The 14,997-nt window shown below is 73.4% G+C and carries 12 protein-coding genes and 1 riboswitch; of the genes, 2 read left to right on the top strand and 10 right to left on the bottom strand.

Annotated elements, in window-relative coordinates; all coding sequences use genetic code 11:
- Nucleotides 1–62: 62 nt before the first annotated feature.
- Nucleotides 63–193, bottom strand: a riboswitch (FMN riboswitch).
- Between the two features lie 290 nt (nt 194–483).
- Nucleotides 484–1,653 (bottom strand): ROK family transcriptional regulator, encoded by a 1,170-nt coding sequence (locus tag ACZ7LY_RS26355; protein WP_471627191.1) that lies wholly within the window; start codon nt 1,651–1,653, stop codon nt 484–486.
- A 119-nt stretch (nt 1,654–1,772) separates the two neighbouring features.
- On the opposite strand from ACZ7LY_RS26355, the gene ACZ7LY_RS26350 reads away from it, so the two are divergent.
- Nucleotides 1,773–2,990: an MFS transporter gene (locus ACZ7LY_RS26350; RefSeq protein ID WP_471627190.1), complete on the top strand. Its 1,218-nt coding sequence runs from the start codon at nt 1,773–1,775 to the stop codon at nt 2,988–2,990.
- Here ACZ7LY_RS26350 and ACZ7LY_RS26345 read toward each other — a convergent pair.
- Entirely contained in the window at nt 2,950–3,399 is a 450-nt protein-coding gene (locus ACZ7LY_RS26345; RefSeq protein WP_471627189.1) for an acyl-CoA thioesterase, read from the bottom strand. The two genes, ACZ7LY_RS26350 and ACZ7LY_RS26345, sit on opposite strands and share 41 nt — an antisense overlap.
- A 261-nt stretch (nt 3,400–3,660) precedes the next feature.
- Here ACZ7LY_RS26345 and ACZ7LY_RS26340 point away from each other — a divergent pair, with 261 nt between their 5' ends.
- On the top strand, nt 3,661–5,055 hold the full coding sequence (locus ACZ7LY_RS26340; RefSeq protein WP_471627188.1) for a uracil-xanthine permease family protein: 1,395 nt from the start codon (nt 3,661–3,663) through the stop codon (nt 5,053–5,055).
- A gap of 3 nt (nt 5,056–5,058) precedes the next feature.
- Here the strand turns inward: ACZ7LY_RS26340 and ACZ7LY_RS26335 are convergent, their stop codons facing one another.
- From ACZ7LY_RS26335 to ACZ7LY_RS26300, 8 genes are all read right to left on the bottom strand, one after another.
- Nucleotides 5,059–5,622, bottom strand: a complete 564-nt coding sequence (locus ACZ7LY_RS26335; RefSeq protein WP_471627187.1) for a UbiX family flavin prenyltransferase — start codon at nt 5,620–5,622, stop codon at nt 5,059–5,061.
- Nucleotides 5,613–7,064, bottom strand: coding sequence for a UbiD family decarboxylase (locus ACZ7LY_RS26330; protein ID WP_471627186.1), 1,452 nt, complete (start codon nt 7,062–7,064; stop codon nt 5,613–5,615). The genes ACZ7LY_RS26335 and ACZ7LY_RS26330 overlap by 10 nt, the downstream gene beginning before the upstream one ends.
- Nucleotides 7,051–7,794: an aspartate racemase/maleate isomerase family protein gene (locus ACZ7LY_RS26325; protein WP_471627185.1), complete on the bottom strand. Its 744-nt coding sequence runs from the start codon at nt 7,792–7,794 to the stop codon at nt 7,051–7,053. Before ACZ7LY_RS26325 ends, ACZ7LY_RS26330 begins: the two co-directional genes overlap by 14 nt.
- 92 nt (nt 7,795–7,886) lie before the next feature.
- The gene (locus ACZ7LY_RS26320; protein WP_471627184.1) at nt 7,887–8,816 is read right to left on the bottom strand and encodes an amidohydrolase family protein; all 930 of its coding nucleotides are present in this window, start codon (nt 8,814–8,816) and stop codon (nt 7,887–7,889) included.
- 76 nt (nt 8,817–8,892) lie between these two features.
- Entirely contained in the window at nt 8,893–11,139 is a 2,247-nt protein-coding gene (locus ACZ7LY_RS26315) for a molybdopterin cofactor-binding domain-containing protein (protein ID WP_471627183.1), read from the bottom strand.
- A gap of 130 nt (nt 11,140–11,269) precedes the next feature.
- Nucleotides 11,270–11,986, bottom strand: a complete 717-nt coding sequence (locus tag ACZ7LY_RS26310; RefSeq protein WP_471627182.1) for a GntR family transcriptional regulator — start codon at nt 11,984–11,986, stop codon at nt 11,270–11,272.
- A 13-nt stretch (nt 11,987–11,999) separates the two neighbouring features.
- On the bottom strand, nt 12,000–13,472 hold the full coding sequence (locus tag ACZ7LY_RS26305; protein WP_471627181.1) for a nucleobase:cation symporter-2 family protein: 1,473 nt from the start codon (nt 13,470–13,472) through the stop codon (nt 12,000–12,002).
- 85 nt (nt 13,473–13,557) lie between these two features.
- Complete coding sequence (locus tag ACZ7LY_RS26300) at nt 13,558–14,961, bottom strand: amidohydrolase family protein (RefSeq protein WP_471627180.1); 1,404 nt, start codon at nt 14,959–14,961, stop codon at nt 13,558–13,560.
- Nucleotides 14,962–14,997 lie beyond the last annotated feature (36 nt).

Raw genomic sequence — 14,997 nt, 5'->3', positions numbered from 1 at the left:
ACGGGTCGCCGGTGGACGGCGACCTGGAACAGCCGGCGACGCGCACACGGGGTGCCCGTCCGCCGCGCACTGCCTCCCATCCGGACTTTAACCGTCGGTTCAGGAATTTCACCTGATCAACCGGTCACTGGACGTGACCGGGTCGCGGACTGTAACCGCCGGTTCGGACTTTCACCGACCCCGGAGTGCGCTGCTTCTGGTACAGGGTCAGTGTGCCACGTTCGCTGCGCTTGCATGCGGCCGGTACTTGTGGGCTGACTCACAGCCCCCTCCGCCGGCGCTCAGATCAGCCCCGCCAGGGGCGCGAGGAACTGCGCGACCAGCCACGACGAGACCCGCACCCGGCAACAAACCCCGGGGCTCCGCCCCAGACCCCGCTCCTCAAACGCCGGAGAGGCTGGAATTGACCGGCACTGAAGCCCCGCAGGGGACGCGGGGAACTGCGCGAGAAGCCCCACCGGGGCCGCACCCGGGGCACAACCCTCACGCCCCCGGCGGGTAAAGCCCGTCCTGGGCCTGGGTTCGGGCCACCTGGAGCGCCCCCCGGAGAACCGCCTCACCCCCGAGCACCCCCGCCCGCACCTCCGTAGGCAACGGCGTCATCCCAGCCAACCGCCCCGCGACCCGCAGGGCAAGCTCGGAACCCCCCGCCCGCCCCAACTCCCCGGCGAGGACCACGCACCCGGGGTCGAGGACCGCGACGACCGCCGCCGCCCCGAGCACCACCCGGTCCGCGAGGTCGTCCAGAAAGCCCCCCGCACCGGACGCGACGGCCCGCGCCACCACCTCCGGCGCCTCGGCGACCCCCGCCCCCGGCGCCGAGAGCCCGTGCGCCGCCGCCAGTTCGAGCACAGCCGCCGCCCCCGCGAGGGAGTGGAAGCCGCCCCCGCAGTCGGTCGCCGAGGGCAGACCCCCCGTACCCGGCACCGGCAGGAAGCCGACCTCGCCGGTGCCGCCGGAGGCCCCCCGGCGCAGCGCCCCGTCGAGGACGACGGCCGCGCCGACGCCGAGCCCGAGCCAGAGCAGGACGAACGTGTCCCGGTCGCGGGCGGCGCCGTCCTGCCGCTCGGCGAGCGCGGCGAGGTTCGTCTCGTTCTCGACCAGCACCTGCGCGGGGAAGCGTTCCTGAAGGGCCGTCACCAGGCGCCGGTGCCAGGCGGGCAGGCCGGTGGAGTCGCGGAGTTCGCCGGTGGCGGGGTCGATGAGGCCGGGCGCGCCGACCGCGACGGTGTCGAGTCGCTGGACGCCCGCTTCCTTCGCCGTCCGCTCGAGCAGACCGACCGCCCGTTCGACGGCCGCCCCGGTCCCCTCCCCCGGGGCGATGGGCGCGGACGCCTCCCCGAGCACCGTGCCGAGCAGGTCGGCGACGACGAGCCGGACGCCCTCGGTGCGTACGTCGAGCGCGGCGAGATGGGCGCGGTCGGCGACGATCCCGTACAGCCGCGCGTTGGGTCCCCGGCGCCGGTCGCCGGACTCTCCGACGACCCGGATCAGGCCGGCGTCCGTGAGCCGTTCGACGAGGTCAGCGACGGTGGGCCGGGACAGGCCGGTGAGCTGCTTCAACTGTCCGGCGGTGAGCGGGCCTTCCGCCTGGAGGAGCCCGAGCGCGAGCCGGTCGTTGATGGCGCGGGCGGTCCTCGGCGATGCGGGCATGGCGCGATCCTACGGTCGACCTACGGGGAACCTGCGAGAAAAGGGTCTCACTATCAGGCAGGGTTCCTGATAGTTTACGGCCGCACGGCGACCAAGACGCCTGGGGAGGCCCGGAACAGATGGCTGACAGCACATACACGGCTGGGGAGTTGCGGCGCGCGCGGTACGCCGTGGCGGCCGTCTTCTGCGTCCACGGATCGGTGACGGGGTCGTTCGCCACCCGGGTGCCCTGGATCCAGGAGCACGCGGGGGTGAGCGCGGGACAGCTCGGGCTCGCGCTCGCCTTCCCCGCGATCGGCGCGTCGGTGGCGATGCCGCTGGCGGGCCGGGTCAGTCACCGCTTCGGCGCCCGCGCGGCGCTGCGCGGCCTGCTCGCCCTGTGGACGCTGGCGCTGGTGCTGCCCTCGCTCGCGCCGAACCTGCTGACGCTCTGCGTCGCGCTGTTCCTCTACGGGTCGAGCGCGGGCATGTCGGACGTGGCGATGAACGCGCTGGGCGTGGAGGTCGAGAACCGCCTCGACAAGTCGATCATGTCGGGGCTGCACGGCATGTGGAGCGCGGGCGCGCTGCTCGGCTCGGCGGGCGGCACCCTCGCCGCGCACCTGGGGGCGGACGCCCGGCTGCACCACCTCCTGGCCGCCGGGGTGCTCACGGTCGCCGGGTGGATCGCCTGCCGGTGGGTGCTCGACCTGCGGCCCACGGTGGACGAGGAGCCGCCGCCGCGCTTCGCGCTGCCGCCGAAGTCCGCGCTGCTCATCGGCGCGGTCGGTTTCTGCGCGGTGTTCGCGGAGGGCGCGAGCCTGGACTGGTCGGCGGTGTACCTGCGGGACGTGCTCGACACGTCGGCGGGGCTCGCGGCGGCCTGCACCACGGCGTTCACGCTGACGATGGCGGTGGCGCGGATCGCCGGTGACGCGGTCGTGGACAGGTTCGGAGCGGTACGGACCGTGCGGTGCGGCGGGGTCGTGGCGACGCTCGGCGCGCTGCTCGTGGTGGTCGCGCCCGGCCCGGCGGTGGCGATGGCAGGCTTCGGGCTGCTCGGGCTCGGGATCGCGGTGGTCGTGCCGCTGGCGTTCGCGGCGGCGGGGCGCAGCGGCCCGAACCCCAGTCAGGCCATCGCGGGCGTCGCCACCATCACGTACACCTCGGGTCTCATCGCGCCGTCGGCGATCGGGACGCTGGCCGATGCGACGAGCCTTGTGGTGTCGTTCGGCCTGGTCACGGCGTTGACGCTGGGCCTCGCGCTGTTCGCGGGGGTGCTGCGCGGCGGCGACCGGAGCCCGCGTGCCGCCGCGCTCAGCCCTGCGGCCGCAGCAGATCCCGCGCCGAAGCCCTGAACGGCTCGCTCCAGGGCGCGGGCCGCAGCGTCGCCGGGTCGAGCCGGACGAGGACGCGGCTGCCCCGGGCGTAGGTGTGGGCGCCGTCGGCCGAGCAGAAGCGGAAGCCGTAGGTCAGGCCCGTCGTGCCGAGCCGGTCGAGCCAGAGCCGTACGGCGTACTCCCCCGGCGCCTTGACCGGGGCGTCGTAGGTGATGGTGAACTCCTTGACCGCGTTGCAGAAGTCGCCGGCGGCCTCCCAGTCGCCCGCGAAGACGAGTCCGCGCTCGTGCCAGAGCGCGGACCAGGCCCGCTCCACGAGGACGGCGTAACGGGCGTTGTGCAGCAGGCCGAGCGCGTCGAGGTCGTCGAAGTGGACGGTCACGGGGACGAGCTGACCCAGGGTGCGGGCGGGGGCTTCGGCGGTCACGGGCGGGGCTCCTGGTGCGGGACGTACGGATGCGGGGGCGCGGGTACGCGCCATCCGCGGGGCCGGATCATCGTAGGACGGCGGTCTGAGCAAACGCTCATATGGCCGGTGTGAGCTGGGACTCGGCACGAACCCGTACGCGCGTCGCATTAGCATGAGGCGATCGATTCGAGCCATACGGGTGGGCGCTCCCGGCAGACCCCGGCGACCCCGGAGCCCGTACGGGCCACACCCACCGGCACCTCAGAGAGCGGAACTCACATGGACCTCGGCGTGCGCTGGAAACTGCACGGCGACGGGCGGACCCCGGCCCCCGGTGCCGTCGTCCGCCCCGACGAGCGGCTGTCCTGGCCGCGCACGATCGGCCTCGGCGCGCAGCATGTGGTCGCCATGTTCGGGGCGTCCTTCGTGGCGCCGGTCCTCATGGGTCTCGACCCGAACCTCGCCATCATGATGTCCGGCGTGGCGACGGTGATCTTCCTGCTCGCCACGCGCGGCCGGGTCCCGAGCTACCTCGGCTGCTCGCTCTCCTTCGTCGGGGTCGCGGCCGTCATCCGGGCGTCCGGCGGAGACAGCGCGACGGTCACGGGCGCGGTCTTCGTCGTCGGTGTCGTGCTGTTCCTGGTGGGTCTCGCGGTGCAGAAGTTCGGCGCGCGGATCATCCACGCGGCGATGCCGCCCATCGTCACGGGCGCGGTCGTCATGCTGATCGGCTTCAACTTGGCGCCGGTCACCGCGTCCACGTACTGGCCGACCGACCAGTGGACCGCGCTGCTCGTCATGCTGTTCACCGGGCTCGCGGTGGTGTGTCTGCGCGGCTTCTGGTCACGGATCGCCATCTTCCTCGGGCTGATCTTCGGGTACGCGATCTCCTGGGTGTTCGACCAGGTCTTCGGCAAGATCCACTCGGCGAACGGCGGCGGCCAGGCCGTCGACCACTGGCGGCTCGACCTGTCGGGCGTCGGCAAGGCGGACTGGATCGGGCTGCCGTCCTTCCACGCGCCGTCGTTCCAGTGGTCGGCGATCCTCGTGGCGCTGCCCGTCGTGATCGCGCTGATCGCGGAGAACGCGGGGCATGTCAAGGCCGTCGGCGAGATGACCGGCGACAACCTCGACGGCAAGCTCGGCACGGCGATCTCCGCCGACGGCGCCGCCTCCATGCTCTCCACGGCGGTCGGCGGCCCGCCGAACACGACGTACTCCGAGAACATCGGCGTCATGGCCGCGACCCGCGTCTACTCGACCGCGGCCTACTGGGCGGCGGCCGGCTTCGCCCTGCTGTTCGGCCTGTGCCCGAAGTTCGGCGCGATCGTCGCCGCGATCCCGGGCGGGGTGCTCGGCGGCATCACGGTCATCCTGTACGGCATGATCGGCCTGCTCGGCGCGCAGATCTGGATCAACGCCAAGGTCGACCTGCGCAACCCGCTCAACCTCGTGCCCGCCGCCGCCGGCATCATCATCGGCGTCGGCAACGTCTCCCTGAAGTTCACCGACAACTTCTCCCTGAGCGGCATCGCGCTCGGCACGATCGTCGTCATCACCGGCTACCACGCGCTGCGCGCGATGGCCCCGGCCCACCTGAAGACGCAGGAGCCGCTGCTCGACTCGGGCACGTCCACGTACGACAAGGGCGAGCAGGCCGACGCCGACCGGTAGCGGCTAACCGCCCGCCCACCGCCCCACCGGCGGTCCCGGCAGGCCGAGTTGATCGAGGACCCTGGCGACCGTCTGGTCGACAAGGTCCTCGACCGTTTCCGGCCGCTGGTAGAACGCGGGCGCCGGCGGCACGATCCGTACGCCCATCCGCGCGAGCGCCAGCATGTTCTCCAGGTGGATCGCGTGCAGGGGGCTCTCGCGCGGGACGAGGACCAGCGGGCGGCCCTCCTTGAGCGTGACGTCGGCGGCGCGTCCGACCAGGCCGTCCGCGTACCCGGCCCGGATGCCGGCGAGCGTCTTCATGCTGCACGGCGCGATCACCATGCCGTCCGTGCGGAACGAGCCCGAGGAGACGGCCGCCGCCTGGTCGCCGGGCCGGTGGACGACGTCGGCGAGCGCGAGCACGTCCTCCGCCCGCCGGTCCGTCTCCAGTTCGATCGTGGCGCGGGCCCAGCGCGTCAGCACGAGGTGCCGCTCGACGTGCGGGGCGTGCGCGCGCAGCGCCTGGAGCAGCCGCACCCCGTACACCGCGCCGGTCGCGCCCGTCAGGCCGACGATCAGCCGCATGCCGCGCCCCCGCCGGGCAGCCGGGCGAGCAGGGCGCGGGCGCGCGTGTGCCGCGCCGGGTCGGTGCGGATGCGTACGGCGTCGAAGTGCGGGGCGCGGGTCGCGTCCAGGCCCATGCGCGAGGTGGTGCCGTCGGGGGTGGCGGACGGGTCGAGGGGGCTGCCGGGCAGCCCGTCCACGACGAACACGTCCTCGTGCGGCTGGAGGTGCGTGGCGAGCGCCCAGAGCACCTGCTCGTCGCGGGTCACGTCCACGTCGTCGTCCACCGCGACGACGGTCTTGAGGTACGGGTCCCAGCCGAGCAGGGCGAGCATGATCTGCCGTGCCTGGCGCGGCCGGCCGCCGCGCAGGGCCACGTACGCGTGGAAGTGGGTGCCGGAGGTCGGGTAGTGCAGGGCGGTGACCTCGGGGAAGCGGCTCATGAGCTGCTCGGCCATCTCCGACTCGCGCGGGATGCGGGCGAGGTTCAGATGGTCCGCGCTCGCGCCGCCGACGACGTCGTACAGCACGGCGTCCCGGCGGCGCAGCACGCTGTGCACGGTCAGGACGTTGTTCGTGGAGCGGTCGGACGAGTATCCGGAGAACTCGCCGAAGGGGCCTTCGGGGGCGCGGCGGGCGGGGTCGATGACGCCTTCGAGGACGAGTTCGGCGGCGGCCGGTACGCGGATGCCGTGGCGCGGGGTGCGGACGACGTCGAGCGGGGCGCCGAACAGGCCGCCGGCCAGGGCGCGTTCGTCGACGTCGGGGCCGACGCGGGCGGACGCGGCGAGCTGGAAGAGGGGGTGCGCGCCGACGACCATGGCGACGGGCAGCACCTCGCCGCGCTCCTCGGCGAGCCGCAGCAACTGCCACAGATGGCCGCGTGAGTGCAGGCTCGTGGCGAGTTCGGTGCGGCTGTGCACGAGGGCGCGGTGGTAGCTGAGGTTGCCGGAGCGGCCGGGCACGCCCCGGGGGGCCTCGGCGGTGAGGACGCCGCTGGTGAGGTAGGGGCCCCGGTCGGAGTCGAAGTGCCGCAGCAGCGGGAGGGCGGTGAGGTCGACGGCGTCGTCCTCGGTGACCTCCTCCAGGACGGGCCCGGAGGCGACGAGGCGCGGGGCGGTGCGGCGGGCGGCGGCGCTCTGGTAGGCGCGGTGCAGGCCGCCGGGGTCCGTGCCGAGCAGGCGGGCGACGCGGGTGCGGGAGGCGAAGAGGTTGGTGACGAGGGTGGTGCCGGGCAGGCCGGTCACGCGCGGGCAGACGAGCAGTTCATGGCGTCCGCGGGCGGCGAGTTCGGCGACCAGCGCGGCCACGTCCTCCTGCGCGATCTCCTCCCCCACGCGCAGTACGTCGTCGGGGTGGGCGCTTTCGTAGGCGGCGAGGAAGACGTGCAGGTCCTGACCGGCGCCCAGGGCCGTGACCGTACCGTCGGGGGCGTCGGGGGCGTCGGTGTCAGTGGCTGTCACAGCAGACCCCCGCGTGCACCGAGCCGGTGAACAGGCCGCCCCACGCCGGTGCCTCCACCTCCGCGCCGAGCAGGTCGAGCCCGGTGCGCACGGCGACCCGCGCCCCGTCGTGCACGGGCTTGCCCAGCTCGCGCTCGACCATGGCGGCGACCGGCGCGACGGGCAGTTCCGTACCGGCGACGACGAGGGCCTGCGCGTCGGCGGTGTCGGCGTCGAGGAGGATGCGCCGCACCCGGGAGACGGGGAGTTCGGCGGCGGCGCGGGGTCCGGCGAGCCCGAGGGCGGTGACGGAGGCGAGGCGGATGCCGGCCGCGAGGTAGGTGTCGGCGAGGCGCCCGGCGACGGCCTCGGTGCCGGCGGTGATCAGCGCGACGGAGTGGAGTCCGGCGCGGGCCAGCAGGTCGAGCTGGCCGAGGGTGACGGTGGAGGCCCGTACCCCGGCGGTGCGTTCGATGACGCGGGCGACGGCGCGGGCGTGGGCGGCGCCGTCGAGTCCGCCGGAGGTGCCGTGCCAGACGACGGCGTCGGCGCCGGCCTGCGCCAACTGGTCGGCCGCGCGCTCCAGTTCGACGGCGTGGGAGGGGGCGAGGCTCGGCCCGTACTGGATCTCGGGCAGTCCGGCGCGGGCGCCGGGGTGGGCGATCTCGACCTGGACCGGCGCGCAGATCTGGGCGATCCAGCGGTCGGCGCCGAGCGAGGTGGCGGGCAGGAGGTGTCCGATGCGCTGCATGTGCTCTCCGGGGCGGGGCGTGACGTAGCGGGCGGGAGGGGCGCGGGGTGCCGGCGGCCGGTCGGACGGCCGCCGGCACCCCGGGTGTCACGTCACGGGCGCGCGACGGTGTCCAGGGAGGCGTAGGTGTCCTTCAGGCGCAGCTGCGCCTCTTCCTGGTCGCGCGGCGGGGGCGTGGGCTTGAGGCCGAGGAGCTTGGCCATGTTGTTGCCGAGGTAGCCCTCCAGGTCCTCCTCGGACAGGTGCATGCCCTGCGGCGGCGGCCCGCACAGCACCTCCAGCTCGCGCGCCCACATGCCGGGCTCGTTGGGCGGCGAGTCGGTGCCGAAGACGAGCTGGTGACGCTCCATCTGCTGCGCGAACTCGACTATGCGCGACTGGAGGAGCCAGCCGGACTCCCCGTACACGTTGGGCGAGTCGAGGATCATGTAGAGCGCCTCGAAGCAGTAGACGCCTCCGGTCTGCACCCCGAAGTGGGCCAGGATGAAGTTGACGTCCTTGAACTCGCGGATGATCGGATAGAACTGGGTGGGGATGGAGTACGGGCCGTCGCCGGTGTGGATGAGGACGACGACACCCAGCTCGTCGCAGACCCGCAGCACGGGCCGCAGCCAGTCGAGGGCACGGTCGGGACGGTAGGCGTGCATGTTGGCATGCAGCTTGACCATCTTGTAGCCGTACTCCTTGACGTGGAACTCCAGCTCCTTCGCGCCGTTCTCGGGCCCGAAGCGCGGGTTGTACATGAAGTTCCCGATGAACCGGTCGGGGTACGCCTGGACCAGTTCGGTGATGTACGCCATGTAGTCGCGGATGCCCTCGCGTCCGGTGCGCATCCCGTCCTGCCAGACGGAGTTGCCGGGCGGCGGCATGATGCAGCCGTAGTCGATGCGGCGCGGCTTGCCGTTGATCATGTACGGGCCGTTCATCATCTCCAGCGTGCGCTCCCCGGTGAAGGGGGAGCCGTCGTGCCGCCACGCCTGGTCGACGATGTTCGTGGGGTGCATGTGGGTGTCGATGATCAAGGTGGTGCTTCCTTCCCAACTGGTACCGACCGTCGTGATGTGGTGGACCGTGTGGGGACCCAGGGCAGGGCCCGCCTCACCTCCTCTCGCTGTCGGGGGCACCGCAGCCGGTGATGTCCTCGGGGCGCACCGGGACCCTCGCCAGCTCCAGGCCGGTCGCGGCGCGCAGGGCGTTGGCGACGGCCGGGGTGGAGGAGAGGGTGGGCGGCTCACCGACGCCGTTGAGGCCGTACGGGGAGTCGGGGTGCGGGAGTTCGAGCAGGTCGATGGGAACGCTCGGCATGTCGGCGATGGTGGGGATGAGGTAGTCGGTGAAGGACGGGTTGCGCACCCGGCCGTTCTCGACGCGCAGTTCCTCCATGACGGCGAGGCCGAGGCCCTGGGCGGTGCCGCCCTCGATCTGGCCCTCGACGGCGAGCGGGTTCATGGCCCGGCCGACGTCCTGGGCGGTGGCGAGTTCGACGACCTTGACGAGCCCGAGTTCGGTGTCGACGTCGACGACCGCGCGGTGGGCGGCGAACGCGAACGCGATATGGGCGTCGCCCTGGCCGCGTTCGTCGTCGACGGGGTGGGTGCGGCGGTGGGCGTACTCGTACTCGGCCTCCAACGGGCCGTGCGCGGCGAGCAGTTCGGGCAGTTGCGCGTCGCCGAGGGCGGTGAGCTGTTCGCGCAGGGCCTTGCAGGCGCCCTGGACCGCTCCCCCGCTCATCCAGGTGATGCGGGAGGCGGAGGACGAGCCGGCGTCGCCGACCCGGGTGTCGGCGGGCAGGACGACGACGCGCTCGACGCCGAGTTCGGTCCGTACGATCTGGGCCTGCACGGTGACGATGCCCTGGCCGCACTCGGCGGCGGCGGTGTGCACCTCGGCGACGGGCTCGCCGCCGTTCAGGGTGAGCCGGACGCGGGCGACGGAGCGGTCGTCGACGCCGCCGGAGAAGCCGATGGCCTTGACGCCGATGGCGTAGCCGACACCGCGCCGGACGCCTTCGCCCCTGCTGGTGTTGTTGAGTCCGCCGGGCAGGCCGAAGGTGCCCTCGGGGGCGGGCGGCAGGGGGCGGGCGCGCAGCCGCTCCAGGAGTTCGGCGGCGGGCGCGGGCCCGTCGACGGCCTGGCCGGTGGGCAGGACGGTGCCGGTCGTCATGGCGTTGCGCAGCCGCAGCTCTACGGGGTCCATGCCGAGGGCGCGGGCGAGCTTGTCGAGGTTGGACTCGACGCCGTAGCAGGACTGGACGGCGCCGAAGCCGCGCATGGCGCCGCAGGGCGGGTTGTTGGTGAACACGGAGTAGCCGTCGATCTCCGCGTTCGGCACGTCGTAGGCGCCGGCGGCGAAGTAGGAGCCGTTGGCGATGACGACCTGGGAGGTGGAGGTGTAGGCGCCGCCGTCGAACAGCAGGCGGGCGCTGACGTAGAGGATGCGGCCGTCCCGGCGCGCCCCGTGCTCGAAGCGCATCCGGGCGGGGTGGCGGTGGACGTGCCCGAAGAAGGACTCCTCGCGGTTGTAGCTCATCTTCACGGGGCGCCCGGTGCGCAGGGCGAGCATCGCCGCGTGGATCTGCACGGAGACGTCCTCGCGCCCGCCGAAGGCACCGCCGACGCCGGACAGGGTGAGCCGGACCTTCTCGGGCGGCAGGCCGAGCGCGGCGCACATCTGGTGCTGGTCGTCGTGGAGCCACTGGGTGGAGACATAGACGTCGACGCCGCCGTCCTCGGCGGGGACGGCGAGCCCGGACTCGGGGCCGAGGAACGCCTGGTCCTGCATGCCGACCTCGTAGGTGCCGCTGACGACGACGTCGGCGGCGCGCCGGGCGGCGGCCATGTCCCCGTGCCGGATGCGGACGTGCCGTACGACGTTGCCGTGCCGGCCGTCGACGCGGTCGGCGTGCACGAGCGGGCCGGTGCCGCGTACGGCGTCCTCGGGGTCGGTGAGCGCGGGCAGTTCCTCGTAGCCGACGTCGATGAGGGCGAGGGCGCGGCGGGCGGTCTCGGGGTGGTCGGCGGCGACGAGGGCGACGGGTTCGCCCTGGTAGCGGACGCGGTCGGCGGCGAGGACGGGCTGGTCGGCGACCTTCATCCCGTACCGGGGACTGCCGGGCACGTCCTCGTGGGTGAGCACCGCCACCACGCCGGGCAGCCGCAGCGCGGCGGTGGTGTCGAGGCGGACGATGCGGGCGCTGGGGTGCGGGGAGCGCAGGGTCGCGCCCCAGACCATGCCCTCGGCGCGCAGGTCGGAGGAGTACGCGAAGTCCCCCTTGACCTTCAGCCGGCCGTCGGGGCGGCGGACGCTGGCGCCGACGCCCTGGCCTGCGCGGATGGCGGTGCTCACGGTCGTTCACTTCCCTTCTGCCTTGCGACGTGCGGGAGTGGGGCGTGGCGCTGTTCGCTCGTACGGGTACGGGAGCCGGGCGGGGCGCTTTTCCGTACGGGTGCCTCGGCCGGCGGGTGGGGGGCGCTGGTCAGTCGACGGGGCGGACCCCGGGCGGCGCGTCCGGCGCGGGTCCCGGGGCGACCGCCTGGGAGAGCCGGATGCGCAGCTTGCGGATGTGGTCGCGGGCGGCGAGGTCGGCGGCGTCCGGGTCGCCGGACGTCATGGCCTCGAAGATGCGGCGGTGCTCGGCGACCGCGAGGCGGGGTGCCTCCTGGCCGCGCCAGAGCTGGTGCAGGGCGAGGTGGGCCTTGCCCTGGATGGTGTCGAGGGCGGCCGTCAGATGGGCGTTGCCCGCGACCTCGCGGATGGTGCGGTGGTAGGCCATGTCCATCTCGATGTGGGCGCGCTCGTCGACGCCGGTGCCGACCTCGCGCTCGTGCCGCTCCAGGAGGTCGCGCAGTTCGGCGACGCGGGTGGCGTCCAGGCGCTCGGTGGCGAGGCGGGCGGCGAGGCCCTCCATCACCTCGCGCACCACGTAGAGCTGGCGGACGTCCTCCACGTCGACGGTGGCGACGACGGCGCCCTTGTGCGGGACGTGCGTGGCGAGTCCGTCGTGGATGAGGCGCTGCACGGCCTCGCGGACGGGGCTGCGGCTGATGCCGAGCTGGGCCGCGAGCGCGGGGACGGAGAGCGGGTCGCCGGGGCGCAGCCGGTTGGCGAGGACGGCGCCCTTCAGCTCCTCGTAGGCGCGGTCGGCCAGGAGACTGCCGGCGGCCACGGGGTTCACCGCTCGCTGTGCGTCCATGTTCAACTCCCCCTCAGTCCCGGGCCGTTGGTCCAACATGTTGCATGTAATGTGCGGGCGGGTCAATGGGTTCGGCGGGCTTCGTGCGGTTCCTCCGCAGCCGCGCGGGGACGCGCAGGTGGTGGAAGAAGAGGTTGAGCAGGACGGCGGTGAGGGTGCCGAGGATGATGCCGCTCTCGAACAGGGCGTGCAGTTGCCGCCCGGGCATCTTCTCCGCGAACTGCGGGAACGCCGTGGGCAGGAAGCCGACGCCCATGCTCGCGGCGACCAGGATCGTGTTGCGCTGGTCGGTCAGGTCGGACTGCACGAGGATCTGCACGCCGACGACGGCGATCGTGGAGAACAGCACGACGGTCGCCCCGCCCAGCACGGAGGACGGCATGGCGGCGACGACCGCCCCGACCTTCGGCACGAGCCCGAGCACCATCATGATCACGCCCGACGAGGCCACGATCCAGCGGGACTTGACGCGGGTGAGCCGGATGAGGCCGATGTTCTGCGAGTACACGGTCGTCGGGAAGGAGTTGAGGACCCCGGCGACGGCCGTGGCGAGCCCGTCCGCGCGCAGGGCGCGGGTCACGTGCCGGCCCTGCACCTCGCGCCCCACGATCTCCCCGACGGCGAAGAACTGGCCGATGGACTCGACCGCGATGATCACCATGACGAGGACGAGCGACAGCACGGCGATCACGTCGAACCGGGGCACGCCGTAGTGCAGCGGCGCCGCCGTGCCGAGCCAGGGCGCGGACCCGATCCGGGAGAAGTCGGTGAAGCCCGTGAGGGCCGCGACCAGGGTGCCCACGACCAGGCCGACGAGGACCGCGACGGTGGCGACGAAACCCCGGGAGAGCTTGTGCAGGAGCAGGATGACGACGAGCGTGACGGCGGCGAGCCCGAGGTGCGCGGGCGACCCGAACGACCCCTGGCTGGGATCGCCGCCGCCCACCTGGCGTGCCGCGACGGCGAGCAGGGTGATGCCGACGACGGTCACGATGGTGCCGGTGACCAGCGGCGGGAAGAACCGTACGAGTCTGCTGAACACGGGCGCGACGACGAACAGGGCGAGCCCGGCGGCGATGACCGCGCCGAACACGGTCGGCAGCCCCGCCTTCGCTCCCCCGGCGGCGAGGCCCACGGAGACCAGCGAGGGCACGGCCGTGGTGGACGTGCCCTGGACGACGGGCAGTCGGATGCCGATGCCGGGCAGCCCCACGGACTGGAGCAGGGTGGCGAGTCCGCAGGTCAGCAGCGAGGCGTTGACGAGGAGCGCGATGTCGTCGCCCTTCATGCCGATGCCCTCGGCGACGAGCAGCGGCATGACGACGGCACCGGCGTAGAAGGCGAGCACGTGCTGGAACCCGTAGACGACGAGCCGCCACAGCGACGGCACCGCCTCGACGGGGTCGGGTCCTGCGGGCCGGGGCGCGAGGGCGACCCCGCTTCCGTCCTCGGGGCCCGCGGGCCCCTGAACTTCCTTGTCGGACATGTGCGTTCTCCCTCCACCCGCGCGCGGGTGCTGTCTCGTGCGCACTTACCGGAGGCCGCGGACGGACGGCCGGGAGCCTGCGGAGTCAGCTCCGCCAGGGCGTGGTGAGCGGGCCGAAGCCGGCGCGCTCGACGAGGCGTTCGGCCCGTTCCTGGGCCCGCGCCATGATCGCTTCCTCGTCGACGAGGGTGCAGCGGCCGTCCTCGAAGACGACCCGCCCGCCGACGACGGTCATCTCCACGTCCCCGCCGTGCGCCGAGTACACGAGCGCGGCGACGGCCCGGTGCAGGGGCCGCAGATGGGGCCGGTCGAGAGCGACGACGGCCAGGTCGGCGGGGGCGCCCGGGGTGAGGACGCCGGCGCCGGAGCCGACGTACTGGCCGCCTTCGCGGGTGGCCAGTTCCAGGGCCTCCTCGCAGCGGGCGACGGCGGGGTCGAGGGTGTCGAGGCGCTGGGCGAACAGGGTCTGCTTCATCGCCTCGAACATGTCCTGGCGGTGTCCCGCGCTCGGCCCGTCGGTGCCGAGCGCGACGACGGCCCCGGCCTCGCGCAGCCGCCGCAGCGGCATGACGCCGGAGGCGAGATAGGCGTTGGAGGCCGGGTTGTGGCTGACGGCCGCGCCGTGCTCGCCGACCGCCTTGACCTCGTCGTCGTCGAGCCAGACGGCGTGCGCGAGGGTGGCGTGACCGTCAAGCAGCCCTTCGGCGGCGAGCCAGGTCACGGGGCGGATGCCGTACGCGTCGAGGTAGCTCGCGGGGTCCTTCGCGCCCTCGCTGCAATGCGTGTGCCACTTGGTGCCGTGCGAGCGGGCGAGGTCCACGGCGCCGCGCACCAGGTCCTGGTCGACGTAGCCGAGGTTGAGGGGCGCGGGCCAGACCTCGACGGGCGAGCCGGGCGGGCGGGCCTCCATACAGGCGCGGGTGAGGGCGAGTTCGTCGTCCAGGGAGTACCGGTAGAGGGCGTCGGGCAGGCCCCGGTCGGCGGCGACGCTGGTCTTCGGGCCGAGCATGCCGCGGGCGAGGACACCGCGCAGACCGGTGGCCTCGATGGCGTCGGCCACCGAGAGAACCGTTTCGGCGTCGGTGGGCGCGTAGTGGTTGTCGACCACGGTCGTGATGCCCGAGCGCAGCGCCTCCACAGCGGCGAGGCTCGCGGCGGCGCACGCGTCCTCGGCGTCGACGGCGATGGAGTACGGCCACATGAACTCGCACAGCCAGGGCCAGATCGACTGCCCCTCCCCCAGCCCCCTGGCCAGCGCCTGGAAGAGATGGCTGTGCCCGTCAACGAAGCCCGGCAGGACGGCCCGGCCCCGGCAGTCCACCGTGCGGGCGGCCCGCCAGCCCGCCTCGATCACGTCGGCGGGGCCCACGGCGACGATCGCTGTGCCACTGACGGCGACCGCTCCGGGCTCGTACACGTGCCGTTCGTCGTCCACGGTGACCACGTGGCCGCCGGTGAGCAGGAGATCACAGGTGCGCGGGGAGTCCATGGAGCCTCCAAGGGGTCGGCCGGACTTCATATTGCA

The sequence above is a fragment of the Streptomyces sp. NPDC107550 genome, from assembly GCF_055639095.1.
This window is presented reverse-complemented; position numbering and strand designations above follow the sequence as displayed.

Coding starts and splice junctions, on each gene's coding strand:
- ACZ7LY_RS26335 (WP_471627187.1), bottom strand. CDS start 5,622: ATGCGGCTGATCGTCGGCCTGACGGGCGCGACCGGCGCGGTGTACGGG.
- ACZ7LY_RS26325 (WP_471627185.1), bottom strand. CDS start 7,794: ATGCAGCGCATCGGACACCTCCTGCCCGCCACCTCGCTCGGCGCCGAC.
- ACZ7LY_RS26340 (WP_471627188.1), top strand. CDS start 3,661: ATGGACCTCGGCGTGCGCTGGAAACTGCACGGCGACGGGCGGACCCCG.
- ACZ7LY_RS26305 (WP_471627181.1), bottom strand. CDS start 13,472: ATGTCCGACAAGGAAGTTCAGGGGCCCGCGGGCCCCGAGGACGGAAGC.
- ACZ7LY_RS26300 (WP_471627180.1), bottom strand. CDS start 14,961: ATGGACTCCCCGCGCACCTGTGATCTCCTGCTCACCGGCGGCCACGTG.
- ACZ7LY_RS26310 (WP_471627182.1), bottom strand. CDS start 11,986: ATGGACGCACAGCGAGCGGTGAACCCCGTGGCCGCCGGCAGTCTCCTG.
- ACZ7LY_RS26350 (WP_471627190.1), top strand. CDS start 1,773: ATGGCTGACAGCACATACACGGCTGGGGAGTTGCGGCGCGCGCGGTAC.
- ACZ7LY_RS26355 (WP_471627191.1), bottom strand. CDS start 1,653: ATGCCCGCATCGCCGAGGACCGCCCGCGCCATCAACGACCGGCTCGCG.